This is a genomic window from Thermoactinomyces sp. CICC 10522 (genome assembly GCF_016055075.1).
Taxonomy (GTDB): domain Bacteria; phylum Bacillota; class Bacilli; order Thermoactinomycetales; family Thermoactinomycetaceae; genus Thermoactinomyces_A; species Thermoactinomyces_A daqus.
On sequence record NZ_JAECVY010000004.1, the window covers coordinates 73927 to 100521 of the forward strand.

General features: G+C 52.0%; 35 protein-coding genes. 2 read left to right on the forward strand and 33 right to left on the reverse strand.

Going from position 1 to position 26595, the window contains the following annotated elements; translation table 11 throughout:
• Positions 1-18 precede the first annotated feature (18 nt).
• From nuoK to prfA, 30 genes are all read right to left on the reverse strand, one after another.
• Positions 19-324, reverse strand: coding sequence for an NADH-quinone oxidoreductase subunit NuoK (gene nuoK / locus I8U18_RS08055; RefSeq protein ID WP_033100391.1), 306 nt, complete (start codon positions 322-324; stop codon positions 19-21).
• The gene (locus I8U18_RS08060) at positions 315-821 is read right to left on the reverse strand and encodes an NADH-quinone oxidoreductase subunit J (RefSeq protein ID WP_033100547.1); all 507 of its coding nucleotides are present in this window, start codon (positions 819-821) and stop codon (positions 315-317) included. The genes nuoK and I8U18_RS08060 overlap by 10 nt, the downstream gene beginning before the upstream one ends.
• Before the next feature lie 2 nt (positions 822-823).
• Positions 824-1276, reverse strand: coding sequence for an NADH-quinone oxidoreductase subunit NuoI (gene nuoI, locus I8U18_RS08065; protein WP_033100392.1), 453 nt, complete (start codon positions 1274-1276; stop codon positions 824-826).
• A 24-nt stretch (positions 1277-1300) separates the two neighbouring features.
• Complete coding sequence (gene nuoH / locus I8U18_RS08070; protein ID WP_052154088.1) at positions 1301-2275, reverse strand: NADH-quinone oxidoreductase subunit NuoH; 975 nt, start codon at positions 2273-2275, stop codon at positions 1301-1303.
• Positions 2275-3375, reverse strand: coding sequence for an NADH-quinone oxidoreductase subunit D (locus I8U18_RS08075; protein ID WP_033100393.1), 1101 nt, complete (start codon positions 3373-3375; stop codon positions 2275-2277). The genes nuoH and I8U18_RS08075 overlap by 1 nt, the downstream gene beginning before the upstream one ends.
• Before the next feature lie 3 nt (positions 3376-3378).
• Complete coding sequence (locus tag I8U18_RS08080) at positions 3379-4146, reverse strand: NADH-quinone oxidoreductase subunit C (RefSeq protein ID WP_198055547.1); 768 nt, start codon at positions 4144-4146, stop codon at positions 3379-3381.
• Positions 4143-4661, reverse strand: a complete 519-nt coding sequence (locus tag I8U18_RS08085) for a NuoB/complex I 20 kDa subunit family protein (protein ID WP_033100394.1) — start codon at positions 4659-4661, stop codon at positions 4143-4145. The genes I8U18_RS08080 and I8U18_RS08085 overlap by 4 nt, the downstream gene beginning before the upstream one ends.
• A complete protein-coding gene (locus tag I8U18_RS08090; protein WP_033100550.1) occupies positions 4652-5002 on the reverse strand; it encodes an NADH-quinone oxidoreductase subunit A in 351 nt (116 codons plus the stop codon). The genes I8U18_RS08085 and I8U18_RS08090 overlap by 10 nt, the downstream gene beginning before the upstream one ends.
• A 330-nt stretch (positions 5003-5332) precedes the next feature.
• A complete protein-coding gene (locus I8U18_RS08095; RefSeq protein WP_181735395.1) occupies positions 5333-5524 on the reverse strand; it encodes a hypothetical protein in 192 nt (63 codons plus the stop codon).
• Positions 5525-5840: 316 nt separating this feature from the next.
• Positions 5841-6113 carry an ATP synthase F1 subunit epsilon gene (atpC, locus tag I8U18_RS08100; RefSeq protein WP_198064676.1) on the reverse strand — a complete coding sequence of 91 codons (273 nt, stop codon included), beginning with the start codon at positions 6111-6113 and terminating at the stop codon, positions 5841-5843.
• Between the two features lie 198 nt (positions 6114-6311).
• Positions 6312-7718, reverse strand: coding sequence for a F0F1 ATP synthase subunit beta (gene atpD / locus I8U18_RS08105; RefSeq protein WP_033100396.1), 1407 nt, complete (start codon positions 7716-7718; stop codon positions 6312-6314).
• Between the two features lie 85 nt (positions 7719-7803).
• Positions 7804-8685 carry an ATP synthase F1 subunit gamma gene (gene atpG, locus I8U18_RS08110; protein ID WP_033100397.1) on the reverse strand — a complete coding sequence of 294 codons (882 nt, stop codon included), beginning with the start codon at positions 8683-8685 and terminating at the stop codon, positions 7804-7806.
• Between the two features lie 81 nt (positions 8686-8766).
• Positions 8767-10284 carry a F0F1 ATP synthase subunit alpha gene (gene atpA, locus I8U18_RS08115; RefSeq protein ID WP_033100398.1) on the reverse strand — a complete coding sequence of 506 codons (1518 nt, stop codon included), beginning with the start codon at positions 10282-10284 and terminating at the stop codon, positions 8767-8769.
• A 31-nt stretch (positions 10285-10315) separates the two neighbouring features.
• On the reverse strand, positions 10316-10858 hold the full coding sequence (locus tag I8U18_RS08120) for a F0F1 ATP synthase subunit delta (RefSeq protein ID WP_033100399.1): 543 nt from the start codon (positions 10856-10858) through the stop codon (positions 10316-10318).
• Complete coding sequence (gene atpF / locus I8U18_RS08125) at positions 10855-11358, reverse strand: F0F1 ATP synthase subunit B (RefSeq protein WP_033100400.1); 504 nt, start codon at positions 11356-11358, stop codon at positions 10855-10857. Before atpF ends, I8U18_RS08120 begins: the two co-directional genes overlap by 4 nt.
• 125 nt (positions 11359-11483) lie before the next feature.
• Positions 11484-11708, reverse strand: coding sequence for a F0F1 ATP synthase subunit C (atpE, locus tag I8U18_RS08130; protein ID WP_198055550.1), 225 nt, complete (start codon positions 11706-11708; stop codon positions 11484-11486).
• A gap of 47 nt (positions 11709-11755) precedes the next feature.
• Positions 11756-12463, reverse strand: a complete 708-nt coding sequence (gene atpB, locus I8U18_RS08135) for a F0F1 ATP synthase subunit A (protein WP_033100402.1) — start codon at positions 12461-12463, stop codon at positions 11756-11758.
• 11 nt (positions 12464-12474) lie between these two features.
• Positions 12475-12870 (reverse strand): ATP synthase subunit I, encoded by a 396-nt coding sequence (locus I8U18_RS08140; protein WP_081943769.1) that lies wholly within the window; start codon positions 12868-12870, stop codon positions 12475-12477.
• Positions 12871-12876: 6 nt separating this feature from the next.
• Positions 12877-13167: an AtpZ/AtpI family protein gene (locus I8U18_RS08145; RefSeq protein ID WP_033100404.1), complete on the reverse strand. Its 291-nt coding sequence runs from the start codon at positions 13165-13167 to the stop codon at positions 12877-12879.
• A gap of 239 nt (positions 13168-13406) precedes the next feature.
• Positions 13407-14036 carry a uracil phosphoribosyltransferase gene (upp, locus tag I8U18_RS08150; protein WP_033100405.1) on the reverse strand — a complete coding sequence of 210 codons (630 nt, stop codon included), beginning with the start codon at positions 14034-14036 and terminating at the stop codon, positions 13407-13409.
• Positions 14037-14382: 346 nt separating this feature from the next.
• A complete protein-coding gene (locus I8U18_RS08155) occupies positions 14383-15630 on the reverse strand; it encodes a serine hydroxymethyltransferase (protein ID WP_033100407.1) in 1248 nt (415 codons plus the stop codon).
• Positions 15631-15679: 49 nt separating this feature from the next.
• Complete coding sequence (locus tag I8U18_RS08160) at positions 15680-16252, reverse strand: TIGR01440 family protein (protein WP_033100408.1); 573 nt, start codon at positions 16250-16252, stop codon at positions 15680-15682.
• Positions 16252-16698, reverse strand: coding sequence for a ribose 5-phosphate isomerase B (gene rpiB / locus I8U18_RS08165; RefSeq protein WP_033100409.1), 447 nt, complete (start codon positions 16696-16698; stop codon positions 16252-16254). The genes I8U18_RS08160 and rpiB overlap by 1 nt, the downstream gene beginning before the upstream one ends.
• 135 nt (positions 16699-16833) lie before the next feature.
• Entirely contained in the window at positions 16834-17496 is a 663-nt protein-coding gene (locus tag I8U18_RS08170) for a low molecular weight protein arginine phosphatase (protein ID WP_033100410.1), read from the reverse strand.
• 212 nt (positions 17497-17708) lie between these two features.
• Positions 17709-18269 carry a manganese efflux pump MntP gene (locus tag I8U18_RS08175; protein ID WP_033100411.1) on the reverse strand — a complete coding sequence of 187 codons (561 nt, stop codon included), beginning with the start codon at positions 18267-18269 and terminating at the stop codon, positions 17709-17711.
• 154 nt (positions 18270-18423) lie between these two features.
• Positions 18424-19494, reverse strand: a complete 1071-nt coding sequence (locus tag I8U18_RS08180; RefSeq protein WP_052154115.1) for an L-threonylcarbamoyladenylate synthase — start codon at positions 19492-19494, stop codon at positions 18424-18426.
• A 109-nt stretch (positions 19495-19603) separates the two neighbouring features.
• Positions 19604-20068, reverse strand: a complete 465-nt coding sequence (locus I8U18_RS08185; protein WP_033100413.1) for a GNAT family N-acetyltransferase — start codon at positions 20066-20068, stop codon at positions 19604-19606.
• An 85-nt stretch (positions 20069-20153) separates the two neighbouring features.
• Positions 20154-20846 (reverse strand): stage II sporulation protein R, encoded by a 693-nt coding sequence (gene spoIIR / locus I8U18_RS08190; RefSeq protein WP_232331031.1) that lies wholly within the window; start codon positions 20844-20846, stop codon positions 20154-20156.
• Positions 20847-20924: 78 nt separating this feature from the next.
• Positions 20925-21794 (reverse strand): peptide chain release factor N(5)-glutamine methyltransferase, encoded by an 870-nt coding sequence (gene prmC, locus I8U18_RS08195; protein ID WP_033100414.1) that lies wholly within the window; start codon positions 21792-21794, stop codon positions 20925-20927.
• A gap of 37 nt (positions 21795-21831) precedes the next feature.
• Complete coding sequence (prfA, locus tag I8U18_RS08200; protein ID WP_198055551.1) at positions 21832-22905, reverse strand: peptide chain release factor 1; 1074 nt, start codon at positions 22903-22905, stop codon at positions 21832-21834.
• A 214-nt stretch (positions 22906-23119) separates the two neighbouring features.
• Here prfA and I8U18_RS08205 point away from each other — a divergent pair, with 214 nt between their 5' ends.
• On the forward strand, positions 23120-24148 hold the full coding sequence (locus tag I8U18_RS08205) for a CPBP family intramembrane glutamic endopeptidase (RefSeq protein WP_198064677.1): 1029 nt from the start codon (positions 23120-23122) through the stop codon (positions 24146-24148).
• Between the two features lie 163 nt (positions 24149-24311).
• Here the strand turns inward: I8U18_RS08205 and I8U18_RS08210 are convergent, their stop codons facing one another.
• Together I8U18_RS08210 and rpmE are read right to left on the reverse strand one after the other, a co-directional pair.
• The gene (locus I8U18_RS08210) at positions 24312-24905 is read right to left on the reverse strand and encodes a thymidine kinase (protein ID WP_033100417.1); all 594 of its coding nucleotides are present in this window, start codon (positions 24903-24905) and stop codon (positions 24312-24314) included.
• A gap of 221 nt (positions 24906-25126) precedes the next feature.
• Entirely contained in the window at positions 25127-25327 is a 201-nt protein-coding gene (rpmE, locus tag I8U18_RS08215; protein ID WP_033100418.1) for a 50S ribosomal protein L31, read from the reverse strand.
• A 69-nt stretch (positions 25328-25396) separates the two neighbouring features.
• On the opposite strand from rpmE, the gene I8U18_RS08220 reads away from it, so the two are divergent.
• The gene (locus I8U18_RS08220; RefSeq protein ID WP_160173826.1) at positions 25397-25561 is read left to right on the forward strand and encodes a hypothetical protein; all 165 of its coding nucleotides are present in this window, start codon (positions 25397-25399) and stop codon (positions 25559-25561) included.
• A gap of 38 nt (positions 25562-25599) precedes the next feature.
• Here I8U18_RS08220 and I8U18_RS08225 read toward each other — a convergent pair whose 3' ends face one another.
• Entirely contained in the window at positions 25600-26586 is a 987-nt protein-coding gene (locus I8U18_RS08225) for a M23 family metallopeptidase (protein WP_052154091.1), read from the reverse strand.
• Positions 26587-26595: the final 9 nt, after the last annotated feature.

A 26595-nucleotide genomic window follows, 5' to 3' on the forward strand; every position in this document is an offset into this window, starting at 1 on the left:
CTCTTGAGATTTTTGCGCTTAACCTTTCATCGAATCATAACGGTCTGCTTCCGCCGATTGCACATTGCGGTACAGCGCGATCAAAATGGCGATCCCCACGGCAGCTTCCGCCGCGGCTATCGTTATGGTGAACAGGGTAAAAACCTGTCCGGTCAAACCGGGGAACAGACCGAATTTGGAAAAGGCGACAAAGTTGAGATTCGCTGCATTTAACATCAACTCAATGCAAAACAGAACGATAACCGCATTCCGCTTGGTTAACACCCCGTACAGGCCAATGCTGAACAAAATGGCCGATAATGCGAGATATGATGTCAGCTGCATTCGTTTTCCTCCCTCTTAGCCAAGATCACGGCCCCTACCAGCGCCACAAGGAGCAGGATGGATGCCACTTCAAAAGGAATGGCGTATTCCTTGAACACCGCCGCTCCCAACTGGTGGATGCCAAAATCCTTCGGATTGCCCTGGCCACTGAGGAGCGGCGTGCGATAAATCGTCCACATCAACACTCCCAAAAAGCAGGCAACACCGATAAAGCCGATTACCCCCTGCCAGCGGGCGACGGCGCTTTTTTCTTCATACCGGTGCTTGGTCAACATGATGCCAAACAGCATGAGGATCGAAATGGCTCCCGTGTAGATCAGCACCTGGATCACCGCCAAAAACGGTGCATTGAGCAGGAGATAAATGCCGGCGATGCTGAAAAAGGTAAAGGCCAAAGCCAAGGCCATATGCATCACGCGCTGCATGTTGATCATAAAAACGGCTCCGCCAATCGCCATCACGGATAAAACAAAAAAGGCGATAAATTCGCCAGACAGGTTCATGTTGTTTTACCTCCCGGCTTCTTGATCAGATTGGTGCTGTTTTCGCTGCGGATATTTTGGTTGTTTTCATGGAGCCACCGGATGTCCTTGAATAATTCATCGCGGCTGTACACGGCAAGTTCATAGTTGTTGGTCATGACAATCGCTTCCGTCGGGCAAACTTCCGTACATAAATCGCACAGGATGCAGATTTCAAAATTGATGTCAAAGGTATCGAGGACTTTCCCTTTTTTCTCAGGGTCCGGATTTTTTTTGCCGGTCAGTTGAATGCAATCGGTCGGACAGATGCGGGCACATTGATTGCATACGATGCACTTTTCCGGGTCCAGGTACTGAATTCCCCGAAAGCGGTCCGGCATCTTGAGCGGCTCGTCCGGGTAACGGTAGGTAACTCTCGGTTTGGTCATATTCTTCAGGGTAATTCCCAACCCCTTCACCAATCCCAACACCACTGATCCCTCCTGTCGTATCGATTAATAAAAGTGCCCGATTCCCGGTACTTCTTTCAGCACCGCTGTCAGGAAGATATTGAAAATCGCCAGCGGCAACAGCACTTTCCAAGCAAACTGCATCAGTTGGTCGACGCGAATGCGCGGCATGGTCGCCCTGAGCCAGAAGAGGAAAAAGACGACGAGCAAAAATTTGAGAATAAACCAGATGATCGGCGGGATTATGGTAAGTCCGAACGGGGCATTCCATCCGCCGAGATAAAGAACCGTGGTCAGGCTGGCCATCGCAAACACATACACGTATTCCGCCAGCATGAAAAAGGCGAAGCGGAATCCGGTGTACTCCACGTGATACCCGGCAACCAACTCCGATTCAGCCTCCGGCAAGTCAAACGGAGTCCGGTTGAGTTCGGATACGGCAGCAATCAAAAATACGAGAAATCCGATGATTTGCGGAAAAATAAACCAGACGTGCTTCTGGCTGTGAACGATATCGTTCAGGTTGAGGGAACCGGTCGTCATGATGATCCCGACCACCGACATGACCAGCGGGATCTCATAACTGATCATCTGCGCCGCCGAACGCATTCCGCCAAGGAGCGCATATTTGTTATTGGATGCCCATCCACCGACCATAATGCCGATAATCGTGATGCTGGAAACAGCCATGTAGTAAAGCAAACCGACGGCAAAATCAGTGAATTTCCATGTCTCGGTAAAAGGAATGACCGCAAGAACGGCAAAAGCCGGCACAAACGCTATGGCAGGTGCCAGTTTGAAGAGAGCGCGATCAGCCTTTTCCGGTATCACATCCTCTTTGATCAGCAGCTTAAACACATCCGCCACCGTTTGCAGCATTCCCCAGGGTCCCACACGGTTGGGCCCGATGCGGTTCTGCATCCAGCCGATCACCTTGCGTTCAAACAGGATCGCATATGTAACAAAGGCAAGGACGATCACCAAGAGCAGGACCGGGGCCAAAATCGCCAGCAGGCTCATCAGCAGTCCACCTCCCCGAGCACAATGTCGATTCCGCCCAATATCGCCACCAGATTGGAGATATTTTCCCCTTTTAGAAGAACGGGAAGAATCTGCAAATTGTAGAAGGAAGGCCGCCTGAATTTCAACCGCCACGGTTTGTCTTTCCCTTTGCTCACAATGTGGCAGCCCAATTCTCCGCGCGGGGATTCGATTCCGACGTAAATCTCACCTTCGGGGACGCGCAGAACACGCGGTACTTTGCCCATGATGGAACCGCCTTCCGGAAACTGGTTGACTGCCTGCTCGATAATTTTGAGCGACTCCACCACTTCATTCATCCGGCAGAGATATTTATCATACAGGTCTCCCGTTTTCCCTGTCGGCACATCAAACTCAAACCGACTGTAAATGGAATAGGGCTGCTTTTTGCGCAGGTCCCAGTCGATCCCGGTCACGCGGAGGTTCGCTCCGGACAAGCCGTACTGGATGGCCAGTTCCTTGCTGTATACGCCCACACCCTTGGTCCGCGAGATAAAAATTTCATTACCCGTAATCAGAGCGTGATAATCCCGCATCTGTTTTTTCATATATTCCACAAAGGTTCCCACTTTTTCAATCCATCCCGGCGGTGCGTCCCATTTTACACCTCCGACGCGCATGTAATTATACGTGATCCTCGCGCCGCAGAGTTCATTGAACAGATTCAGGATCTCTTCCCGATCCCGGAAGGCATAAAGAAAAGGGCTCATCGCACCGACATCCAGCAAGTAGGTTCCCATCCACACCAAGTGGCTAGCGATCCGGTTCAATTCCATCACGATCACACGCAAATATTCGGCCCGTTCGGGAATTTCCAGCCCCATCAATTGCTCAGTGGCATGAACGATGGCATAGTTATTTGTCATCGCGGACAAGTAGTCCATCCGGTCGGTATAGGGAATGATTTGCGTATAATTCAGGTCTTCTGCCAGTTTTTCCGTCCCCCGGTGCAAGTAGCCGATCACCGGCTCCGCATCGACGATCATCTCCCCGTCGATTTTCACGATCAAGCGCAGGACACCATGTGTACTCGGATGTTGGGGACCGACATTCAACAGCATCTCTTCCGTCCGGAGCAAGGATTATACCTCCTTATCAAGCGGTTCGTAATCTTTTCTGAGCGGATGCCCCACCCAATCATCCGGCATCAGAATTCGCCGCAAATTCGGGTGATTTTCAAAGTGAATCCCAAGCAGATCATACGCTTCCCGCTCATTCCAGTCAGCCGCTTTCCACAAATGGGAAACGCTCGGCACTTTCGCTTCGTCCCGCCCGGTCTTGACCCTTACCGCGATTTGATGACCATGCGCAAAGGAATAAAATTGGTAAACCACTTCCATATGCGTCTCATAATCCACTCCCGATAACAGACGCAGATAATCAAACTGGAAGCTCTCTTCCTCCTTCAGCAATTGCGCAAGAGACAGCCAGTGCTCTTTATCCACAACCAACGTCGGAATATGGCTGCCGGCGCGATTGATATACGCCTCCTTGACCGCCCCTTCTCCCAACCGGTCTTTCAGCAGCCGGAGAAAACGGTCCAATTGCGGCTGTAACGGTGACGGTTCCTCCGGTTTCTTCTCTGCTTTCTTTGCCGCTGGCCTCGGTCTCGCACCTGCTGCCGGCCGCGCTTTACCTGCCCCGGCTGCTCTCGGTGCGCGCGGAACGGAACTCTTCGGCGGCAAACCCGGCTTAGCCGTCACCGGTGCATCGCTTTCTCCTGGTTCTGCCTTTACCGGGTTGTTTTCCTCTCCCTCTTTTTTCTCTGTTTTTGCATCGGCGGAAGGCTCAGGCTGCAATTCCTTTTCCTCTTTTGGCAACTCCTTTTCGTTTTGCTCTTCATGGCTCATCCGTTGGTCACCTTCTTCCCGTGCTTGGCCTCATAGCGGATTTTTTCCTGCAATTTGTGAATGCCGTAGATCAGTGCTGCCGGGTTGGGCGGACAACCGGGAATATAAACATCGACCGGGACAATTTGATCTACTCCTTTGACTACTGAATAGGACTTCACATAAGGCCCGCCCGCCGTCGCACAGGAACCCATGGCAATCACCCATTTCGGTTCCGGCATCTGATCATACAGCCGTCGCAGCAGCGGCCCCATCTTTTTCGTAACAGTCCCGGCGACGATCATCACATCCGATTGACGGGGAGAGGCACGAAAAATCACACCAAACCGATCCAAATCATAATGCGATCCGCCGGTTCCCATCATTTCAATCGCACAACACGCCAGGCCGAACGTCAGCGGCCACAGCGAACTGCTGCGCGCCCATGCCTTGATCTGCTCCAGGTTGGTGGTAAATACATTCCGCTTCAGCTCTTGTTCTTCAAACGGGGTGAAGTTTTCAAAGTTCACTTCCATTCCAACACCTTCTTTTTCCAGGCGTAGAGTAATCCGATGACCAAAAAGAAGACAAAGATGACCATTTCCAGGAGCATCATCAGCCCCATGTCCGACCTCAATGCGTTGTAGCTGACGGCCCAGGGATATAGGAATACCGCCTCCACGTCAAAAATGACAAAAAGAAGGGCAAACAAATAATAGCGGACATTGAACTGAACCCAACTGTCCCCGGTCGGATCAACCCCGCTCTCATAGGTGACGGATTTATCCGCTGAAGGATCGTGCGGCCGCAGCAATCTTCCCACGGATAACGCCACCACCGGCAAGGCGATGCCGACCACAAAAAAAACGGCAATCATGATGATGCTTGCGTCATTGTGCAAACCGATCCACCCTCCTCCGGGTAAAACTTCGGCAAAAAAAACCAAGGAGCGCCTTGGTCAACATCAATCATATGGAGCCCTCATTTCCAGCCACTTTAGCGAATTAATGGGGAAAATTCTGCAATTTTAATCTCTACTTATAACTGAACTGGAACATTAAGCGAAATCGCCTCATTCCGACAAAAACTCCTAAAAATAGACAGATCCGAAAAAAAGCGATGAGGGTTGCTCCTATTGTTTGATTATACAACACTTTCCCAATTGTGAGAAGGTTGACGGTTTGGACAAAAAATTGATCCTGAAAATTCATTGACTCAAAATGCGGGCAAAGTGTTGTTTGTTCTCCGTCCCCGTTCCGTTTTCGATTGTCGAAGGTTCCTGTTCATGATAACCATAAAAAAGCCGGCCGCATGGACCGACTCTGAGAAAAGGCAACCGCAACGCCTGTACTGCTTTTTCGCACCGTTTTCCTTGATCCGAATCCCCGTTATCGGCCACCCCCCATGCATGGGGTAATCCCTTCCCAGGAAGGGAAATTTGCCATGAGATCCTGTTGGCTCCACGGTTCATTCCAAGTTTGAGCTGCTGCGCCAAAAGCCGGACTGCTGGTTTGTTTGCGATGGGCATCCCGGCCGATTGCACACTCGGATTTTACTTGAACAACCCAGCAAGCGCTCCACATGCCCCCCCTCACTGACAATGCTCAAGCGAGCCTCACGATGGCTGAATTTTTTCGTCCGAAAGATATAAAAAAACTCGCTTCCTCTCCCGGAGCCGGGATGCGGATGCGAGATAACGGGCTAATCTGTATCGTTTATTCTTCATTCTGGCCTGGCAGTTCCGCCTTTTCCGCCAAAATTGTAACGCGATCCGAGCGAACTTCAATAAAACCGCCACTCACGTGAAATGTTTCAAAAACGCCGTCCTTTTTGACACGAACCGTTTTTCCTTTAATCGGGCTGACCAAGGGAATGTGTCTGGGCAAAATCCCGATTTCCCCCTCAGCAGCTTTCGTTATCACCATTTCCACTTCTTCGGAATACACCTTTTTCTCAGGTGTCACGATATCCAAAAACATTGTGCTCATGGCCACCCTGCTGCTCCGCTCCCATCCGCTTGCCAGTCCATGTCGGCTATCCGGGACAGGATTCGGCTTCCCAGCAGAAATTCACCTCCTTGCTTCCGGGCGATCACGGGAACCAATCGATTCAACCACAGGAAAACTGCCTGGCACTTTGACGCCAATTCCGTCTTATGGCCGCCAGGCAGCCCTGCGATTCCTCCATCAGATCATGCGGGTATAACCCAGCTTTTTCGCTTTTTCCAGAGCTTCGTCGATGCCGCCGACCATGTAGAAGGCATCTTCCGGAAGGTCATCGTGTTTGCCTTCAAGCACTTCTTTGAAGCTGCGTACCGTTTCTTTGACCGGCACATATACCCCTGGCTGACCGGTAAACTGTTCGGCAACGTGGAAGTTTTGCGAGAGGAATTTTTCCACTTTGCGCGCACGGGCCACCAATTGTTTGTCTTCCTCGGACAACTCGTCCATACCGAGGATGGCGATGATATCTTGCAACTCCTGGTAACGTTGCAGTAGCTGCTGTACACCGCGCGCCACGCGATAATGCTCTTCTCCGACTACATCCGGGGAAAGAATGCGGGAAGTCGAAGCGAGCGGATCCACAGCCGGATAAATCCCTTTTTGCGTCAAACGGCGCTCCAGGTTGGTGGTCGCATCCAAGTGAGCAAAGGTGGTTGCCGGCGCCGGGTCGGTATAGTCGTCGGCCGGTACGTAGATCGCTTGGATCGAGGTAACCGAACCGGTTTTCGTCGAAGTGATCCGTTCCTGCAATTGGCCCATTTCCGTGGCCAGGGTCGGTTGGTAACCCACCGCTGAAGGCATGCGTCCCAACAGGGCCGATACCTCGGAACCTGCCTGGGTGAAGCGGAAGATATTGTCAATGAAGAGAAGAACGTCCTGTCCTTCGCTGTCACGGAAATGCTCAGCCATCGTCAGTCCCGAAAGGGCGACGCGCATCCGTGCCCCTGGCGGTTCGTTCATCTGTCCGAACACCATGACCGTTTTCTCGATAACACCCGAATCCTTCATTTCATGGTACAGGTCGTTCCCTTCGCGGGTACGTTCCCCTACACCGGCAAAAACGGACAAACCGCCGTGCTCTTGTGCGATGTTATGAATAAGCTCCTGAATGAGTACGGTTTTCCCTACTCCCGCACCGCCAAAGAGACCGATCTTTCCTCCCTTGGCATAAGGGCAGAGCAGGTCAACGACTTTAATCCCCGTTTCCAGCATTTGCTGTTCGGTCGATTGCTCTTCAAAGCTGGGGGCCGGGCGGTGGATCGGAAGCTTCAGATCACTGTTAACCGGACCGGCTTCATCGATCGGTTCTCCCAATACGTTAAATACCCGTCCCAATCCCGGGCGTCCAACCGGAACGGAGATCGGCGCACCTGTATCCACTGCTTCCATCCCGCGCACCAATCCATCCGTCGAAGCCATGGCCACCGTACGCACCGTGTTATCCCCGAGATGCAGTGCCGTTTCCAATACCAATTCGCTTCCATCCGCGCGTTTTACCTTAATGGCGTTGTAAATCTCCGGCATGTGCCCCTGGTCAAACTGCACGTCCACAACAGGGCCCATTACCTGTAAGACACGTCCAGTGCTCATCACATTCCCTCCTTAAGCTGCAATTGCATCTATTAAAACGGATTAGCCGTAATCCATCAAAAGGAAAATAAGTCCGTTCTGTTTATCATCCCTGTGCCGAAGCGCCGCCGACAATTTCTGCAATCTCTTGGGTAATGGCCGCTTGACGGGCACGGTTGAACTCAAGCGTCAGTTTTTCAATCAATTCGGTTGCGTTATCCGTTGCATTGCTCATCGCATTCATCTTGGCGGCAAATTCGCTCGCTTTGCCCTCCAACAGCGCGCTGTAGATCAGAGCTTCTGCATAACGCGGCAACAGGACATCCAATACAGCTTCCGGCGAAGGTTCATATTCGTAAACGGCCGTCGCTCCGGCAGCGGTTCCTTCCGAATCCCTCAGTTCTTCACCAGTCAGCGGCAACAGGCGTTTTTCCACTGGACGCTGAATGATCGGATTGATAAATTCGTTGTAAAGGATAAACAGCTCATCAAATTTTTCGTCCGCGTAAAACTGCACCGCTTGTTTGGCGATCTCGTGAACATCGGCAAACTTCGGTGAATCAGATAACCCGGTCACTTCACCGATTACCGGGAGCCCGCGTCGCTTGAGAAAGTCTCTGCCTTTGCGGCCGATGACAAAAATGACGTATTCATCCTGGCTCTGGTGGCGCTCATGTAAAGTCGCCTGCAACTTTCTGAGCAAATTGCTGTTATATCCACCGCAAAGACCGCGGTCAGAGGTGATGACCAGATAACCGGTCTTTCTCACCGGGCGGGAAACGAGCATGGGATGGTTATATCCTTTTGTTCCCCTGGCGACATTGACGATCACATCATGCATCTTCTCCGCATAAGGCCGTGACGATTCCGCCTGTTCCTGAGCCTTGCGCAATTTGGATGCCGCCACCATTTTCATCGCCTTGGTAATCTGTCTGGTTTTCTCGAACGAGCGAATCCGCCGTTTAATGTCACGCATCGATTGCCCCATCAGTTCACCGCCTTTCCGTTACCCGGCAATGGCCCGGGCCGGTTCATTCCAACCCGGACGCACCTGCCGTCTCAATGATCGTCATTTGTCCGATTTGATAAAGCCTTTTTTAAAGGTTTCAATCGCCTGGATCAGCTTCTCTTCCGTCTCTTTGGTCATCTCTTTCTTTTCACGGATATCCTTGAGGATTTCTTCGTGGTGACTGTCTAAGTGGGCATGGAATTCACTTTCAAAGCGGCGTACATCTTCAACCGCGATATCGTCGAGGTGGCCCTTGGTAACCAAGTAGAGGGAAATAACCTGTTTCTCCACAGGCATCGGCTGATGCTCATCCTGTTTCAAAATCTCAATGGTCCGCTTACCGCGCTCCAGTTTGGCAGCGGTCACTTTGTCGAGGTCGGAGCCGAATTGGGCAAATGCCGCCAAATCGAAGTACTGGGACAAATCAAGACGCAAGGTACCGGATACTTTTTTCATCGCCTTGATCTGTGCCGAACCCCCGACCCGGGAGACCGAAGTACCGGTACTTACCGCAGGACGAACCCCGGCATAGAACAAATCCGATTCCAGGAAGATCTGACCGTCGGTAATCGAAATGACGTTGGTCGGAATATAGGCGGAGATATCCCCGGCTTGCGTTTCGATAAATGGCAATGCCGTTAACGAACCGCCCCCACGGGCATCGGACAATTTGGCCGCACGTTCCAACAGGCGGGAATGCAGGTAGAATACATCCCCCGGGTAAGCTTCACGGCCCGGCGGACGGCGAAGCAGGAGCGAGAGCTCACGGTAAGCCGTCGCCTGCTTGGACAAGTCGTCATAAACGCACAGAACGTGTCCGCCTTTATACATGAAGTACTCACCCATCGCACAACCCGCATACGGTGCCAGGAACAGAAGCGGTGCAGGATCGGATGCGCTGGCCACGACCACGATCGTGTAATCAAGCGCCCCGAAACGACGCAGCTTTTCAACGACATTGGCTACCGTGGATTGCTTTTGTCCGATGGCTACATAGACACAGACCATGTTTTGGTCTTTTTGGTTGATGATCGTATCGATGGCAATCGTCGTCTTCCCGGTCTGCCGGTCCCCGATGATCAGCTCCCGCTGACCGCGGCCGATCGGCACCATCGAGTCAATCGACTTAATCCCGGTTTGCAACGGCTCATGCACTGATTTCCGGTCAATAACGCCAGGTGCAGGAGATTCAACCGGACGGAATTCGGTCGTTTCAATCGGTCCTTTTCCGTCGAGCGGCTGCCCGAGCGGATTGACGACGCGGCCCAGTAACGCCTCACCTACCGGCACTTCCATCAGACGGCCGGTCCGCTTCACCTGATCTCCTTCACGAATGTCGGCAAACGGCCCCAAAATAACGATCCCGGCATGGTTCTCTTCAAGGTTGAGCACCATCCCCATCACGCCGTTGCTGAACTCGACAAGCTCACCTGCCATGGCATTCAACAGGCCATGAACCCGGGCGATCCCGTCCCCCACACTGATGACGGTGCCCACATCGGTTACTTCCACTTCAGCCCGGTAATTTTCGATCTGCTCCTTAATGAGAGAGCTGATCTCTTCCGGCTTAATGCTCATATTCGTTCACCCCAATCTTCCCATCTCTGATCTATCCGACTCTGTTTCCGCTCAATCGTTCTCTGAACCGGTTCAACTTGGTACGCAGGCTGCCGTCGTACAAACGGTCTCCCACTTGCACAATCACTCCGCCCAGGATGTCAGAATCCACCTTTTCGGTAATATCCAGCTTTTTGCCGACGATCGGCTCAAAAGCGGCAACCAGTTTTTTGCGGTCTGTGGCGGTAAGCGGAAACGCAGTCGTGACAACTGCTTCGACTATTCCTTTGTGTTCGTTCACCAGGCGCTTGTATTCAGCGAAGGCGTCCTGCACAATGCTTTCGCGCCGGCGATCGGCCAACAGATCGAGAAAGTTTTTCGTGTATTCGTTCAGATTTGCAAAAATGCGTGCAAACACTTCTTTTTTCTGTTCCGCGGCAGTTGTGGGATGCTGTACCCACGTTTTCAGCTCGGGTACGGAGGCAAATGTTTGGGCAATCTGCTCCAGGTCGGTTCCCACCTGGTCAAGGCAATTCTTCTCCAGGGCCACTTCAAACAACGCTTTGGCATACCGTTTCGCTACAACTGAACTCATTGTAATCTTCCTACCTCTTCAAGATAGGTTGCGACCAGTTTGGCCTGCCCTTTTTTATCCAATTCTTTCTCCAACAGCTTGGATGCCAATTGGATGGAGAGCGTCCCAACCTCTTCGCGCAGGCTGGCCAAGGCCTTTTCCTTCTCACGCTTGATTTCGGCCGTCGCCTCCTGAATCATCCGTTCTGCCCGTTCATGCGCTCCTTTGATGATTTCTTCGGCCTCACGCTCGCTTTGCGCTTTGGCGCGCTCAATGATCTCTTTCGCCTCCTGGCGGGTGCGGCTGAGCTCTGCCTTCTGCTCTTCCAGCAGCTTTTCCGCTTCTTTGCGGCTCTCTTCCGCCGATTTGATCTGGCCTTCAATATGATCCTGGCGCTGTTTCATCGTCTGCAGCATCGGGCGAAGAGCGAAGCGGCCTACAAGAAGCATTAAAATAATAAATGCGGCTAATTGAAACAAAATGGTGCCGATCTCGATATGAATCCCACTTTCATAGTGCATCCCATTCACTCCCTTCCGATCATGCCAAATCTATCTCAAAAGCAAAAACCTTCAAATGCCTGGTTTGAATCGCAACCGGACGGGGAAAAAAATGATGGATCCCCGTCCGCCAGAGAAAAAGCCGATTAAAGGATGCCGAGCAACTTCATGATCCCGAACGCAACGGCGATAATCGGCAACGCTTCGACCAGCGCGATTCCGATAAAGGTTTGCCCGAACAGCAATCCGCGGAGTTCCGGTTGACGGGCAATCCCTTCCAGATAGCGACCAAATACCAGACCGTTACCAATCCCACCACCGATGGCAGCGCAAGCCATCAAAATTGCACCAGCTATTACACCCAAATCCATTTCAGTTTCCTCCTCTGATTCTTATTGACAGTTTTTCGATCTTTTTATCAATGATCGGTAGACAATTTCTGCGACATATAAACCATCGCCAGAATTGTGAATACATACGCTTGGATGATGCCGACAAAGACGGAATACCCAATCCAGATGACGTTGAGCGGGATACCGACCCATGCCGCTTTCAGCAGGACAAAGACCAGTACTTCCCCGGCAAAGATATTGGCCCAAAGACGCATTCCGTGCGTAAGCGGTTTGGCGATCTCATCGATGAGATGCAGCGGAAACATCCACCAAAACGGCTGGAAATAGTGGGCTCCGTATTTCTTCGGCGATTTTCTGATTCCTAAGAAATGAGCGACAATGGTAATCACAAATGCCATGGCCAAAGGACCGTTGATATCGGCTGTCGGCGACTTCCACCATGCTGCCGAGACGTGATCGGATTCCGTCACGATGTTAAACATAAGTCCAAGCTGGTTCGCAATGAGAAGATAGAAAAAGAGGGTAAAGGCAAAACTATAAAATTTTTCGCTCGTTTTCGCATCCAGATTGGAACGCACAAGGCCGCGGGTAAACTCCACGAGCATTTCCACCACATTCTGGATGCCGGAAGGCACGAGGGCACGGCGCCGCGTTGCAAGCCAAGCGATGAGGAAAACGGCAACGCAGGTGACGGTCGTTCCGATCATTACGGTAACGTCAAAAGTGATGGGCAGTCCTGCCAAGTGAAATGTAAGCTTGGGAGTATTCTCCATTCTCCGTAGATTCACCCCTTTCTGATTTGGTGGTTGAGACGCCTTGCTTCCCAAAACTCAAGTAGAATGATGAGTATATAGCAAATTGGCAGCCCGAACGGAACGGCCCGAACATCAAACCATCCCGGATATTCAATGGCGATGATGATCGCGAGGGCAACCATGAGATAGCGATTGACCATGCCGGTTCCCCGGTTTCTGGTGCTTCCGGTGAGGATGGCTCGCTCACCGGCGATGCGCACTTTGCGCGACATGTACAGAATATTGTACAAACTTACACAAAGACCGAGAAAAAAACCGGCGACTAATCTCTTCTGCGGGGTAAAAAACCAGATGATCATTAAAATAGCAAGGAATACAATAGTGAGGAACACCACTCGACGACGAATGGTTGTTATGGGATCCATGAGGAGTCATTCCTTTGTCATTGCTTTAATGGTGAAAAATGAACTGATAAAACCAAACACCAATCCGAGCAGTACTCCCGCGAGCAGCATGAATGGTTTGGTTCCCCAAACGGCATCCAGCTTGTTTCCCAACCAAGCCCCACCGATTGTGAGGAAGATGATTTCCATTCCTGCAGAACCAATCATTCCAACAATCCGCCAAGGATTTCCAGTGTTATTCATGAGATCCCCCGTTGGACCTTTAACATTTAGGGAAAGAAGACCGCCTCGGAATAAAATTTTAATCATGATTGGCATCAGGAACTGTCCTTCCCCCTGCCTATAGTAACGAAGGGTCAACGGTGTTGTCAACGCTTTCCCGAAAAGAGTTTTGAACAAATTGTCACATTTGCGGCAAATCGTTTGGTCTCCCCTTGAAAATCCTTGTTGTTTCAAGGAAGTGCCCGTTTTAATTTTACAAATCCAGTTCGTTTTCTAACCAGTCCCCGCTGTCCGCCTCCTCGCGATCCATCATGCCGGCAGCCTTTTATATAAATTTACTTCGTACCAAAAAGCCGATCTCCTGCATCACCGAGCCCGGGTACGATATAACTTTTTTCATTGAGACCCTCATCCACCGCCGCGACATAAATGTCGACATCATGATGATCTGCCTGCACGCGCTCAATCCCTTCCGGTGCGGCGATCAGGCACATCAGCTTGATATTTTTCGCCCCCATTTCCTTCAGGGCACGGATCGCTTCCGAAGCGGAACCTCCTGTTGCCAGCATCGGATCGATCACAATCAGATCCCGTTCGCCGATATCGGACGGCATCTTGGAATAATAGAGCACCGGTTTTAGTGTTTCAGGGTCGCGGTAGAGCCCGATATGGCCCACTTTGGCTGCGGGAATCAATTTCAAAATCCCGTCTACCATCCCGAGCCCGGCCCGCAAAATCGGCACAAGGCCCAGCTTTTTCCCGGCCAGAACCTTGCACTTCGCCGTGGTGACCGGTGTTTCGACCTCCACCTCTCTGAGCGGCATATCGCGGGTAATTTCATAGGCCATCAAGGCGGCCACTTCATCAACCAGCTCACGGAATTCTTTCGTTCCCGTATGTTTGTCACGGATAAAGGTCAGTTTGTGCTGGATCAACGGATGGTCGAATACATAGACATTGCTCACGTTCGGTTCCCCACTTTCTTTGTCATCAGATGACAATTATTTTTGTCCCTATGATATCTAACCATATTCCCTGTCGTCCCTCAAGCATTTCCCTTATTTATCATTGCCAAAGGTTGGTATATTTTTTCTGCCGGGTGTAAAAACAGGAAAAACGCATTTCACCGGCCCAAAAGACATTCATATCATTTCGGCGCAATCCTGGGATGAACCCGGGAAAAATTGAACGATCAGGGGGGACACGAAGCACCGCAAATGCACCGCACAAAAAAACAGGAAACAGAAGGCATCTGCTGTTCTCGCTGACGCCTTCCATTTCCTGCGGTGATCCCTCAGGCCGGATGAAAAGTTAAATTCGCAAGTCCGGATAAAGCGGATATTTTTCCGTCAAGCGGGCCACACGCTGGCGCGCTTCCTCATGCGCAGCCCCGTCTTCCGGATTTTTCAAGGTAAGAGCCATGATGCCGGCGATTTCCTCCATGGCCGGCAAATCCATGCCACGTGAGGTAACTGCAGCGGTACCGATGCGGATTCCGCTGGTGACAAACGGGCTTTCCGGATCGTTGGGAATCGTATTTTTGTTGGTGGTGATGCCGACTTCATCCAACAGATGTTCCGCCGTTTTCCCGGTCAGGCCCAAGTTGCGGACATCAATGAGGATCAAATGGTTGTCCGTTCCCCCCGAAACCAGGTTGAATCCTTGTTGTTTCAAGGAATCCGCCAACCGCCGCGCATTATTGATGATATTTTTGGAATACGTTTTAAACTCATCTGTAAGCGCTTCTCCCAATGCAACCGCCTTTGCGGCAATCACGTGCATCAACGGTCCGCCCTGCACGCCGGGGAAAATCGTTTTATCGATCAACTTTGCGTATTTTTCCTGACACAAAATCATTCCGCCGCGGGGGCCTCTCAGTGTTTTGTGTGTCGTGGTCGTAACAAAGTCGGAGTAGGGCACCGGATTCGGATGGTCTCCCGTGGCCACCAATCCGGCGATGTGAGCCATGTCCACCATCAGGTAAGCGCCCACTTCGTCGGCAATTTCCCTGAACCGGGCAAAATCGATTACACGGGGATAAGCACTGGCACCGGCAACGATCAGTTTCGGCTTATGCTCAAGTGCCAGCTGGCGAACTTTATCATAGTCGATCAGGTGAGTTTGATCATCGACTCCATACGCGACAAAACGATACATTTTGCCCGAAAAGTTGACAGGGCTTCCATGCGTCAGATGACCGCCGTGCGCCAGGTTCATCCCCAAAACGGTATCTCCCGGTTCAAGCACGGAAAAATAAACTGCCATATTGGCTTGAGCGCCGGAATGCGGCTGCACATTGGCATGCTCGGCACCAAAAAGTTCCTTAGCCCGCTGGCGTGCCAGCTCTTCCACCACATCCACATACTCGCATCCGCCGTAATAGCGTTTACCCGGATAACCTTCCGCATACTTGTTGGTCATCACGGTTCCCATCGCTTCCATGACCGCTTCGGACACGAAATTTTCTGAAGCGATCAATTCGATTTTATTCCGTTGACGCCCCAGCTCCTGTCTGATTGCCTCAGCCACTTGCGGATCTCTTTTACGTAAATGTTCCATCGACTGCTCCCCCCATTGAGACCATTTCCTCTATTCTAACAAACCCGGGTTACTTTGCGGAACCTTCCTCTTCAGCTTCCAACAAATAGACAGCCCTGGCCCCGCCGATCAGTTTGGGCCTGGTTTTCGCCATGGTGACGTGTGCCTGCCCCACCTTTTTCAAGCGGGGACGAACGGGAACCGCAACCGGTTTCAGGTGCATTCCGATCAGCGTATCCCCGATATCGACACCGGCATCCGCCTGAATTTTTTCCACCAAAACAGGATGCTCCAAATGGCGAAAGGCGTAGGATGCCATCGCTCCCCCGGCATGGGGAACAGGGATGACCGTCACTTCGGGCAGCGAAAATCGCTCTGCGGTCTCCTGCTCCACCACCAGGGCACGATTCAGATGCTCACAGCATTGGAAGGCGAGCTGAAAACCGGATTCCGCCTGAACTTCGCGAATGCCGGCAAAGATCCGGGCAGCGATTTCCGTGCTTCCTTCCGTACCGATCCGCTTGCCTGCCACTTCACTCGTGCTCACACCGAACACCACCAGATGCCGTTCAGTCAGGGGCATGGCTTCCAGCAAGTCGTGCAAAATCTCCTTTACCTCGTTTTTCAGTGAAGCGAATTCCATCAAGAAAGACTTCCTTCCAGTTGGCTGATTTTTTCCAGGCGCCGGGCATGGCGGTTTCCCTGGAACTCTGCACCAAGCCAGGCGCGCACGATCGATTTGGCCAGATCAGGGCCAACCACGCGTTCTCCGAGTGCCAGGATATTGGCATTATTGTGTTCCCGCGCCATTCTTGCCGAAAATTCATCGGTAACAACAGCACAGCGGATTCCCTTAACCTTGTTTGCGGCAATTGACATCCCGATTCCCGTGCCACAGATCAAAATGCCGAGATCAAATTCCCCTTCAGCCACTTTTTTGGCAACCGGGTAGGCATAATCGGGGTAATCGACGGATTCTTCACAATCACATCCCACATCTTCATAGGCGATGTCCAGTTCGGTCAACAGCTCTTTGACCTCTTTTTTCAGGCGCAGCCCGCCATGATCGGAACCGAGTATAATGCGCATCTGTTTCTCTCCTCCCTTTTTCTGTGACTGAGTCGCAGTGCGGGCGTCAGGCCCTGCCGCGTTCCTGTTGCCGGCCGGGGTGCCCGACTCCCCTTCCAAATCTCCTCAGGCTTCCCTCTATTAGTTAACCACACATCAGCGGGCATCGGAAGAGCGATTCCACTTGGCAACGATTTTACGAATTTCTCGTTCCAATTCGTCGGCACACTGACGATAAACATCGACGGAACCGCCAAACGGGTCGCTCACATCGACGTTGTCCCTCTTTTGCTCCAGGAGAATCAGCAGCTCCTGTTCCCGCTTTCGCAGCGGTACAATCTCTTTTCGCCAGGCCTCTTCCGCCTCTTTGGGCCAAGGCTTGTCCGGTGTCAGGGAATAGCGGGCACGGATCTCAACTCGTTTGTTTTCCATTTCCACATAGATACGATCCAATTGCTGATACAATTCCATGACCTTCGTATTTTGATTCGCATATTCTTTCAAGGTATAAATCTTATCGACACTCTCCGGATAATTATATTGAATATCAAATTTGTGCCGGGCGGTCATCGTCAGGATGAGATCTGCCCAGCGCACCAATTCCGGGCTCAGCATCTGCGACCGATGGGAATGTTCAATTCCCCGCTCCATCAGAACCTGAGATGCCTGTTCGGCTGCCAGCGAACCTTCCATCGCCGAAACGCCGGCCGATTTGACCTCCACTTCGATCCCGGCCTCTTGCGCAATTTTTTTCAAAAGCGCTTCGGCCATCGGGCTCCGGCAGGTGTTCCCCGTGCAAACGAAAAGGATCTTCTTCATTCCGTTCACCCCATTTCATCTGTTCTTCAGTATCAGTTGAACAGATGGATGCTATACGTATCTTTGTCCAATTCAAGAATAATCCGCTTGAGAAAAGGCCGAATTTGCCGGTCCTTTTTTTGCGATGACTGGAATTTGTCTCCTATTTTCTACTTTACTGAAAGGGAGGATCAGGGGCAACAAAAACCATGCCTGCGACGATGCACGAAAATTTAAAATATAAATTTACTGCCCAGGATAATTAAAATGATTCCTCCAAATAATTCACCGTATCCTCCCACCCAGTTCCCGATAAACCGTCCGAGCATCAGCCCGCCGCCGGACATCGCAAACCCGGCAGAGCCAAACATCAAACAGGTCAGCAGCAGATCGGAATGAAACAAGCCGAGACTGAGTCCGGCCGACAGCGAATCAACACTGACACTGAGCGACAACAAAAATATGTTGATCAAGGACTGAATATAAATCCGGGTTTCTTTTTCCCGGCGAATCACATTCATCAGCATGTTCAGTCCCAAAAAACAAAGCATTCCGCCTCCTACAACCACGGCGATGCCCTTCATCACGGTTCCCAGAAATTGTCCCATCATCATGCCCAACAGGGGCATTATTACATGGAAAAGACCAATGGACAGGCTTAGTGACGTCATCTGCCAGAATGATAAACGCCTCATGCCGAGACCGACCCCGAGTGAAAAAGCGTCCATCCCCAGAGCAACCGCAATCATGGTTAATGTCAAGATCTGCCCCCATTGCGCCATCGAAAGATCCATTCCTTTTCCTCCCCTGTCCCGAGGTCCTGCTTGTCACATCGTATGCCGGGCAGACACAAAAAAGAACCAAATGCCCCAAAGAGCACTTGGTTCGTGATCCCGCACACAAAGATATGAACACCGGACCGAAAGCAACCGCAAGATCCCTCACTGGTCAAATCCGTCCGGAATCCGGTTTAACCGCGCTTCCCACATCGAGCACATTTCCGCCGGCTGCTTTCAGAAGGCGGTTCATGACGGAATGATAAAGCCCATGCTCCGGGAAAGCCTCGGCCAAAATCACTTCGACTCCGCGATCATCAAATTCCCGCAAGGCATGATACAGATTCCGCGCGACACTGGCCGGGTTTTCCCGCCGGCCGCAGGCAATCACAACATCGGCAGAAAAATCGCGGCGATATTCCTCCGTCGTCAAAATCCCGACCCTTTTGCCTTGTGATTGATATTCCTGCGCCAACTTCCTCATTTTTCCGTGCATCGGCAAAAGCTCCCCGCGGATCAGCCACATTTGCCCCCTTGGTGCATAATGGCGGTACTTCATCCCCGGAGCGCGCGGCACTTCGTCTTTGGAACGGAGTCCGGGATCCACCTCGACCCGGCCAACCGCCTCTGTCAGCTGTTCCAGGGTAATCCCGCCAGGTCGCAACAAGACCGGGACTTCCGTGCTAACGTCGACGACGGTCGATTCCACTCCGACCCCGGTCGGGCCGCCGTCCAGAATCAGATCGATTCTCCCTGCCAGATCTTCAAACACATGCCGGGCTTCAGTCGGGCTCGGACGTCCCGAACGGTTGGCGCTGGGAGCCGCGACCGGCAGCCCTGTCTCCTGCAACAGGGCGAGCGCCGTCGGATGATCAGGCATGCGAATGCCGACGGTACTTAAGCCCGCCGTCACATTTTCAGCCAGATTTCCCCGGTGAGGCACGACGATGGTCAGCGGCCCCGGCCAAAAACGGTCAATCAGGGACTGAGCCAACGGCGATACCTCTTTGGCCACAAGGCTGACCTGGTTCTTCTCCCCGACATGAACGATCAAGGGGTTGTCAGAAGGGCGCCCTTTGGCCGAAAAAATGCCGTTTACGGCCGATTTGAGCGTGGCTGCTGCTCCCAATCCATACACCGTCTCCGTCGGAAACGCGACAAGCCCTCCCTCGCGAAGGATCCTTGCTCCTTCCCGGATTTCCCTTGTTTGCCTTAGCGCTTCAACTGTTAATGATCCATCCACACGGGCCCATTCTGTTTCTTTGTGATTCACTTTTGATTCCCCTTTACCCTTTGCCCCGTTCTGTTGTTCAACTATCATACCACAATCCGGTCGCCGAGCCGGAGCCGGTTTACGACTGATCCCCGGAAAACCGGGTATAAACCATCGGCGTCCCTTTATAAAGCGAGCGCTCAAAATGTTCGGATTCCTTCAGCACCTCGGGCAGGTCGGCAAACGCGACTTCGACAAAGCCGAGTTCGGAGAAAAAAGAAGTGGAAGCCCCGGCCAGCAGATAAACGTGCGTCAATCCCAGCTTTTTCGCGTAAGCGAGCAAAATCTCCATCATCTTGATCCCCACTTTGCCAATCCAGGAAGCCCTCTCCAGCACAAACGACCGAAGCAACCCGATCGAACCATGCACTTCCATGCCGACAACGCCCACCATCTGCGGGGACTCTCCCTGATCACTTGCCGTTTCCACGACAAAAAAATGGAGCAGATTACTTTCAATCCCCTTATCATTCAACCCCGCATCTTTAATCAACCGGCGAATGCGAAAAAGATCGTGTTCTCCCGCCCGGCGAATCACAAACATATCCGTTTCCTCCTGTTCCGCTTGTCCTACTATAGCGGTATGACAGGAAGCGGATTTCTAGAACCGCCGGCTGTTCATCCCCCGCTCACCAATGCCACCATTTGGCCAGCTGATCCAGCAGCAAAAAACGAACCTGCAATTTTCCTTCAGCCGATGACTTTTCCCGCGCCTGCCCGTTCATTTCCACATAAACATCCTGTGCGGCAGAGGCAGACAGCGTTTGTGTGGTTTCCTTGCCGTCGATCGCATCCCCGTTGGACATGTCGATAAAACAGAGCGGCGGAAACAGGACGCACCACCAGTTGCTCCCCAGCCCTTTTCCGATGGTAATCCGCAATGCTTCATAATTTCCGGCCGGATAAATTTTGTTTCCGTACAATTTCGTCGGGAAGGGAACCTGGCCAAAGTCGACTTTTACCGGATAGGAATAACCGTAATGATGCACCGTCTGTTCGGCAATCCGGCGCAAGAGCGGCAAACGCTCACGAATCGCCCGGCGCGCTTCTTCGATGTTTTTCGGTTTCAGCGCCCACGTCCCGATCTCCCGCACAATCGCATCGCGCACCCGGCGTTTTAACCATTGGTCACCGACGCTGTCGCTGTTGGCCAAAATCCGCAGGCGAATCGCTTGTTTTGGGATTTCCGGAGCCGAAGGCGAAACGGCTCCCGCTTCCGGCCGGCTGTTCCATTCCAACTGGCCGGACCCTTCAGCCACATAGGCAAAAACCCAGGCAAAAACCGCTGAAAATAACATGAAAATATGAGTCCATTTTCGCATCGTTCATGCCCTCCTTGTTCCTATCCAAAGTATGGACAAGGAGGGCACAATTTAATCTCATTTTTTCAAAAAATTCACTTAGCCGCTGATGAATCCGATTACCACCCGATCCCGGCCGGCCAAGTCTTGTCTTATTTCCACCCGCTCGGCTCCGGAAATCTTTTTCACCAATCCGGCCACTTCGCCGCCCTGATCCGCGCCGATCTCAAAACAAACCAACCGCTTGCCGCTCCACTTTCCAAATTGCTCCGTAAGAACGCGGTAAGGCTCCAATCCATCCTCACCGCCATCCAGGGCAAGGCGCGGCTCAAACGCCTGCACCTGTTTTTCCAAAGCGGGGATCACGGCGGAAGGAATGTACGGCGGATTGGAAACGAGAACGTCAATCGTCGGCAGATCAGGAAGCAGGGGAGTCAAGTAACTGCCGTGAATCCACGTGATTTTCTCCTTAACCCCATGGCGGTGCGCATTGTCTTTGGCAGTGGCCAACGCCTCCGATGAAAGATCAATGGCTGTCACCTGCCATTCCGGCTTTTCCAAGGCCAGGGTGATGGCGATCGCCCCGCTCCCCGTTCCCACATCGACGACATGCAGAGCCCGCTTCCCCAAGAAACGCTCCGCCTCTTCCAGTACAGTTTCCACCAATCCTTCCGTCTCGGGCCTGGGGATTAAAACCGAGGGATTTACCTGAAACAGCCGCCCGTAAAACTCTTGATCCCCGATGATATATTGCAGCGGCTCTCCGGCAGCCCGCCGGTTCAGCCAATTTTGGAACGGAGCGGTCCACTCCTCTTGCCACGGGTCGCGGAAAAGCAGAAAGAAACGGGCACGATCCACTCCAAGAAAACGCCGCAAAAGGAGTTCCGCTTCAAACTCCGGGGACTCAACCCCCGCTCCCCGCAAAAAAGAGGAAGCCCGCTGGAAGGCTTCCCGAACATTCATGCCCATCAGTTTTTTGCCCCTTTCCCTTCACAAGGCCGGATGTTTAATCGACTCCCGCCTTTTCCAGGAGTGCTGTCTGTTCGTGAAGAATCAATGCATCGATAATTTCTTGCAGATCCCCATCCAGAACCAGATCCAGCTTATGAAGCGTCAGACCGATGCGGTGATCGGTCACCCGGCTTTGCGGGAAGTTATACGTACGAATCCGCTCACTGCGGTCACCGGTACCCACCGCAGATTTGCGTGCGCTCGCCAGCTTTTCCATCTCCTCTTTTTGCTTGAGGTCAAACAAGCGTGCACGCAACACCCGCAACGCTTTCTCTTTGTTGCTGTTTTGCGATTTTTCATCTTGACAGGATACCACGATTCCGGTCGGAATATGCGTAACCCGAACGGCGGATTTTGTCGTGTTCACACTCTGTCCGCCCGGTCCGCTGGAGCAAAAAGTGTCGATGCGGAGATCTTTTTCATTGATCTCCACTTCCACTTCCTCCGCTTCCGGCAGGACAGCTACGGTCGCCGTCGAGGTATGAATCCTTCCACCCGACTCGGTTTCCGGCACCCTCTGCACGCGATGGGCCCCGCTTTCATACTTCAGCCGGCTGTATGCACCGCGCCCCTGAATGGAGAAAACCACTTCCTTGAACCCGCCAAGGCCGGTTGAACTGGCTTCCAGCACTTCCACTTTCCAGCCCTGCCGCTCGGCATAACGCGTATACATGCGGTACAAATCGGCCGCGAACAAAGCCGCCTCATCCCCTCCGGCCGCGCCGCGAATCTCCACAATGACGTTCTTTTCATCATTGGGGTCTTTGGGCAAAAGAAGGATGCGAATGCGCTCTTCCAATGCTTCCTTGCGCTCGGAAAGCTCCTCAATCTCCATTTTTACCAGGTCGCGCATTTCATCGTCCAGTTTTTCTTCCAGCATCGTTTTGGCGTCTTCCAGTTGTTCCACCACTTGCTTATACTCCAGATAAGCCTGATTTTGCTCTTCCAATCCGGCCTGCTCCTTGGAATATTCCCGCAGCTTTTTGGCATCGCCGATCACTTCGGGATCGCAGAGCAACTGACTCAGCTCTTCATACCGTTTGTGAATCGCCTCCAAACGATCTAACACTTTTGCTCACTCCCATTTTTCGCTGCCGGAGTTCTTCTTCCGGCTTCGGCTGACAATTTATTTGAAGGGAAAGTCCTTTCCTCCGAACGTTTTGCTCACGTCATTTGATTTTACCACAAGATTGAAGTTCTTTGGAAGAAAGGGAGGTATTCTCCTTATAATAATGTTATGATGGAAGAAAAACTCGACATTTCCCAGCATAAGGAGCCATCATATGACTGAGGTAATCAATAATGTGCTGAACAACCTTTATACTTTCGGCCCCATTATCGCTCTGTTTTATGTGATCAATCTCTCAGAGAAGAAACGAACCCCGCTCCAGCCGAAATCAGGCCGGGAAATCGCGCTGATCGGCTATCTCCTCATCGGATTTGGCTATGCTGCCAGCTTTTTGATCGGTTTGATGATCCATTTGCGCGGGGACTCCTATTTAGAACTGCTGAGCCAAGTCCCGTCTGGCGACCTGATCCGGAAAATGCAACTGATCGGACTGGGCCTTTGGCTGCCGTCCCTCCTCGGCTTATTGATTTTTATCCCTGTAATGCGCCGCTGGGTCTCCCGGCTCCTTCCAATCGATGCCGATAATCGCATCCATTCCTTTTCCCTGTCCATGAGCATGCTCGTATTCATGCAAATGATCGTCACATTGGGAGTCGGGCTGGACACACTCAGCAAGACCAGCCAGCCGCAGTCGTCTTCCGGTGTTCTCGCCATGCTCTGGTCTCAGGATATCCTGCTCGCCTTTCTGGGATTGATCGGGGTGGGCTGGCTCAGCCGGCGCACGCTCAGCCAAACGCTGGACCGGCTTGGCCTGAAAAAGATCACGACCCGGGAATTGTTGATTGGACTGGCGATCGGGCTGGTGATGATGGTAATCTCCAATCTGGTGGAAAACCTCGCTTATACACAGGGATGGATGGGTGATCCCCACGTGGAGGATTTGACCAATAAGTTGCTCGGACCGCTGTTTACGTCCATTCCCGGGATTCTGACACTCGGACTGGCAGCCGCCTTGGGGGAAGAGATCATCTTCCGCGGCGCCCTCTTGCCGCGGTTCGGCCTCGTTTATACCAGCTTCCTATTCGCACTGGTTCATGCCAATTACGGCATCAGCGCGGCAACTCTGGTTGTTTTCCTATTGGCTCTCGTCCTGAGCCTGGTGCGTTACCGCTACAATACAACCGTCTGCATGATCATTCATGCCACGTACAATATCAGCCTGGGCATCCTCAGCTTAAAGTGAATTCAGAAGAAAAAGCTTCCCCCCTCAGTGACGATTGGAAACGCAGGGGGCAAGGATGCGCCCGGCTGCCCGGGCCTGCTGCACTTCCACAGAAAAAAATCTCAACCGCACTGGCTTTCTTCAGGCCCGGTTGAGATTTTTTATGTAAGGCGGTCCACTCCGTTTATTGATGGGAAATCAACTCATGGCAATGGCGGCATCGCGCCTCATATTGCTCCAGCGCCCCCACCTGGATGACCGGCTCGTCATCTGCAGCCGGAAGGCCGTCGATCAAACGTTGTGTACGGCTGGCAGGAGCTCCGCATTTTACGCAAATCGCCTGCAATTTGGTCACATATTCGGCAACAGCAAGCAACACAGGCGTCGGTCCAAACGGCTTTCCGCGAAAATCCTGGTCCAGTCCGGCCAGAATCACCCTGATTCCGCGATCAGCCAATTGTTGGCAGATTTCCACAATGGCATCATCAAAGAACTGCACTTCGTCAATCGCGACGACATCGGTATTCTCCGCAAGGCATGAGAGAATCTCTTCCGCTTTGGACACCGGCCGCGCATCGGCGATCAGACCATTGTGAGAAGCAATCGCGTCGCTATGGTAACGGTCATCAATGGCCGGCTTAAACGCCTGTACGTTTAACCGGGCGATTTTGGCACGGCGGATGCGGCGAATCAGCTCTTCGCTCTTCCCGGAAAACATTCCCCCGCAAATCACTTCAATCCAGCCTTCCCGCTCCCTGCCAATAATTCTGTCTGTCATTGATGTTCCTCCCTATGCAGTTTTACCCGTAAAAAAAGCACCCAGCGTTTCAGAAACTGGATGCGATCCCGACAATCCAAACCGTAACTATTTTATCACAGAGCAAAGAAGAAAGTATGAGTACTTTTTACATTTAGCGCCAAAAGATAACAATTCACGATAAAAATAAAAGGCAAGGCCAATACGGTCGCTTGCCTGGAGACTCTTCAGTGTCAAACTGCTTATTTGAGGTTGTATTTCTTTTTGAAACGATCGACACGACCGCCCGCATTCACTGTTTTTTGTTTGCCGGTGTAGAACGGATGGCATTCGGAACAGATGTCCACGCGCAAGTTTTCCACGGTCGATCCGGTTTCAAATGTATTTCCACACGCACAGGTGACAGTAACCAATTTGTATGCCGGATGAATTCCTGCTTTCATGATTCTCACCTCTTTTCCTGGCCTGTAAAAAACAAAATCGATCTATTCGAATCACTGGAGTATTATAGCATGTTTAACAGAGCATCGCAAGGTGGCCGCCCATGGCAAAAGCCGCCACCTTGTCCGGCTAAACAGGAAAATACGCCTGATCCACGGCAAAAGCGGACATCCCAGCCATCCCAGCCGGGAGGCGACGGGCGTCTGCCTGCCGGGATCCGGATCAGAATCGGTTAATAATTTTTCGGGATAATCAATATGGAATAATCAATCGATTATTTCAAAACAAGGAGTGGATTGATAGCCTTGCCATTTTTGCGAACTTCAAAATGAAGATGATAACCCGTCGCTCTTCCGGTCTGCCCCATGTATCCGAGTTGTTGCCCGGTGGAGACCTTTTCCCCCTTGCTCACCATAATACGGCTTAAATGCGCATAGTAGGTGACCCAACCACCTCCGTGATCGATGACAACCAGATTTCCGTAAGTACCGGCGTAACCTGCGCGAACGACGGTTCCTCCGAGCGCTGCATGGATTTCCGTCTGTGACTTGGCCGCATTCCAAATATCTATCCCTTTGTGCATCCGGCCATGGCGCCAGCCAAAATTGCTGGTGATTTGCCCGGTGATCGGCCACCGGAACACATAAGACCCCTGAAAGGGAACAACCGAGCCTTTCACCAGTTTCATTTGGTTTTTCCGGTTCTCTTTCTCCACAGGGACCGGAGACGATTGTTTGGGAATCTCCACCTTTTGCGGCACAGCCACCAATTGACCTGCATACGTCGCTTTATCCAAATCGGGATTGAGATGGAGAAGCAGCTCTTTCGTCGTTTTGTACTCCCGGGCCAACCGCTCTGCCGTATCGCCAAACTTCAGACGCACCCATTTGCGAACCAGCGGAATATTCAGCTGTTGCCCCTCTTCCAGAAAGTCGGGATTTTCCAAGCGGTTAAATCGGGCCAGATCCTCATAGGGCATTCCGAAAAAACGGCCGATCGAGGACAAGGTATCCCCATTTTTCACTTGGTATGTGAGTGGTTTTGTCTCCACTGTGGCGGCCAGGTTCCCCTCCGCTACTTGCGAAATCGGGTTTAAATACTGAATGACTGCTTCTTGCGCAATATGTTCCTGGTCGGGGTCCGCATCCATTCCAGCCAAGTGATCCTCAGCAAAAGCCGGATGCTGATCGTTTCCCACCACCCAGGAAGCGGTTGTGGAGATGGCGAGGGAAGAAGCCAACAAGGCACGTTTGGAAGACATGTCAGCACC

Bases quoted from the DNA above. Each gene is read 5' to 3' on its own strand.
- I8U18_RS08210 (WP_033100417.1), bottom strand. From the start codon at position 24,905: ATGACAGACAGAATTATTGGCAGGGAGCGGGAAGGCTGGATTGAAGTG.
- I8U18_RS08085 (WP_033100394.1), bottom strand. From the start codon at position 4,661: ATGGAAGTGAACTTTGAAAACTTCACCCCGTTTGAAGAACAAGAGCTG.
- I8U18_RS08220 (WP_160173826.1), top strand. From the start codon at position 25,397: ATGTTTAACAGAGCATCGCAAGGTGGCCGCCCATGGCAAAAGCCGCCA.
- rpmE (WP_033100418.1), bottom strand. From the start codon at position 25,327: ATGAAAGCAGGAATTCATCCGGCATACAAATTGGTTACTGTCACCTGT.
- atpC (WP_198064676.1), bottom strand. From the start codon at position 6,113: ATGAGCACAATGTTTTTGGATATCGTGACACCTGAGAAAAAGGTGTAT.
- I8U18_RS08185 (WP_033100413.1), bottom strand. From the start codon at position 20,068: ATGTTTGTGATTCGCCGGGCGGGAGAACACGATCTTTTTCGCATTCGC.
- I8U18_RS08175 (WP_033100411.1), bottom strand. From the start codon at position 18,269: ATGGATCTTTCGATGGCGCAATGGGGGCAGATCTTGACATTAACCATG.
- I8U18_RS08080 (WP_198055547.1), bottom strand. From the start codon at position 4,146: ATGAGCCATGAAGAGCAAAACGAAAAGGAGTTGCCAAAAGAGGAAAAG.
- atpF (WP_033100400.1), bottom strand. From the start codon at position 11,358: ATGCACTATGAAAGTGGGATTCATATCGAGATCGGCACCATTTTGTTT.
- spoIIR (WP_232331031.1), bottom strand. From the start codon at position 20,846: ATGCGAAAATGGACTCATATTTTCATGTTATTTTCAGCGGTTTTTGCC.
- I8U18_RS08155 (WP_033100407.1), bottom strand. From the start codon at position 15,630: ATGGAACATTTACGTAAAAGAGATCCGCAAGTGGCTGAGGCAATCAGA.
- I8U18_RS08140 (WP_081943769.1), bottom strand. From the start codon at position 12,870: ATGGATCCCATAACAACCATTCGTCGTCGAGTGGTGTTCCTCACTATT.
- I8U18_RS08225 (WP_052154091.1), bottom strand. From the start codon at position 26,586: ATGTCTTCCAAACGTGCCTTGTTGGCTTCTTCCCTCGCCATCTCCACA.
- atpA (WP_033100398.1), bottom strand. From the start codon at position 10,284: ATGAGCATTAAGCCGGAAGAGATCAGCTCTCTCATTAAGGAGCAGATC.
- prmC (WP_033100414.1), bottom strand. From the start codon at position 21,794: ATGGGCATGAATGTTCGGGAAGCCTTCCAGCGGGCTTCCTCTTTTTTG.
- I8U18_RS08205 (WP_198064677.1), top strand. From the start codon at position 23,120: ATGACTGAGGTAATCAATAATGTGCTGAACAACCTTTATACTTTCGGC.
- nuoH (WP_052154088.1), bottom strand. From the start codon at position 2,275: ATGAGCCTGCTGGCGATTTTGGCCCCGGTCCTGCTCTTGGTGATCGTC.
- I8U18_RS08160 (WP_033100408.1), bottom strand. From the start codon at position 16,252: ATGGAATTCGCTTCACTGAAAAACGAGGTAAAGGAGATTTTGCACGAC.
- I8U18_RS08145 (WP_033100404.1), bottom strand. From the start codon at position 13,167: ATGCCAATCATGATTAAAATTTTATTCCGAGGCGGTCTTCTTTCCCTA.
- rpiB (WP_033100409.1), bottom strand. From the start codon at position 16,698: ATGCGCATTATACTCGGTTCCGATCATGGCGGGCTGCGCCTGAAAAAA.
- atpD (WP_033100396.1), bottom strand. From the start codon at position 7,718: ATGAGCACTGGACGTGTCTTACAGGTAATGGGCCCTGTTGTGGACGTG.
- nuoK (WP_033100391.1), bottom strand. From the start codon at position 324: ATGCAGCTGACATCATATCTCGCATTATCGGCCATTTTGTTCAGCATT.
- atpB (WP_033100402.1), bottom strand. From the start codon at position 12,463: ATGGAGAATACTCCCAAGCTTACATTTCACTTGGCAGGACTGCCCATC.
- I8U18_RS08170 (WP_033100410.1), bottom strand. From the start codon at position 17,496: ATGAAGAAGATCCTTTTCGTTTGCACGGGGAACACCTGCCGGAGCCCG.
- I8U18_RS08120 (WP_033100399.1), bottom strand. From the start codon at position 10,858: ATGAGTTCAGTTGTAGCGAAACGGTATGCCAAAGCGTTGTTTGAAGTG.
- atpG (WP_033100397.1), bottom strand. From the start codon at position 8,685: ATGGGGCAATCGATGCGTGACATTAAACGGCGGATTCGCTCGTTCGAG.
- atpE (WP_198055550.1), bottom strand. From the start codon at position 11,708: ATGGATTTGGGTGTAATAGCTGGTGCAATTTTGATGGCTTGCGCTGCC.
- I8U18_RS08090 (WP_033100550.1), bottom strand. From the start codon at position 5,002: ATGATTGCCGTTTTTTTTGTGGTCGGCATCGCCTTGCCGGTGGTGGCG.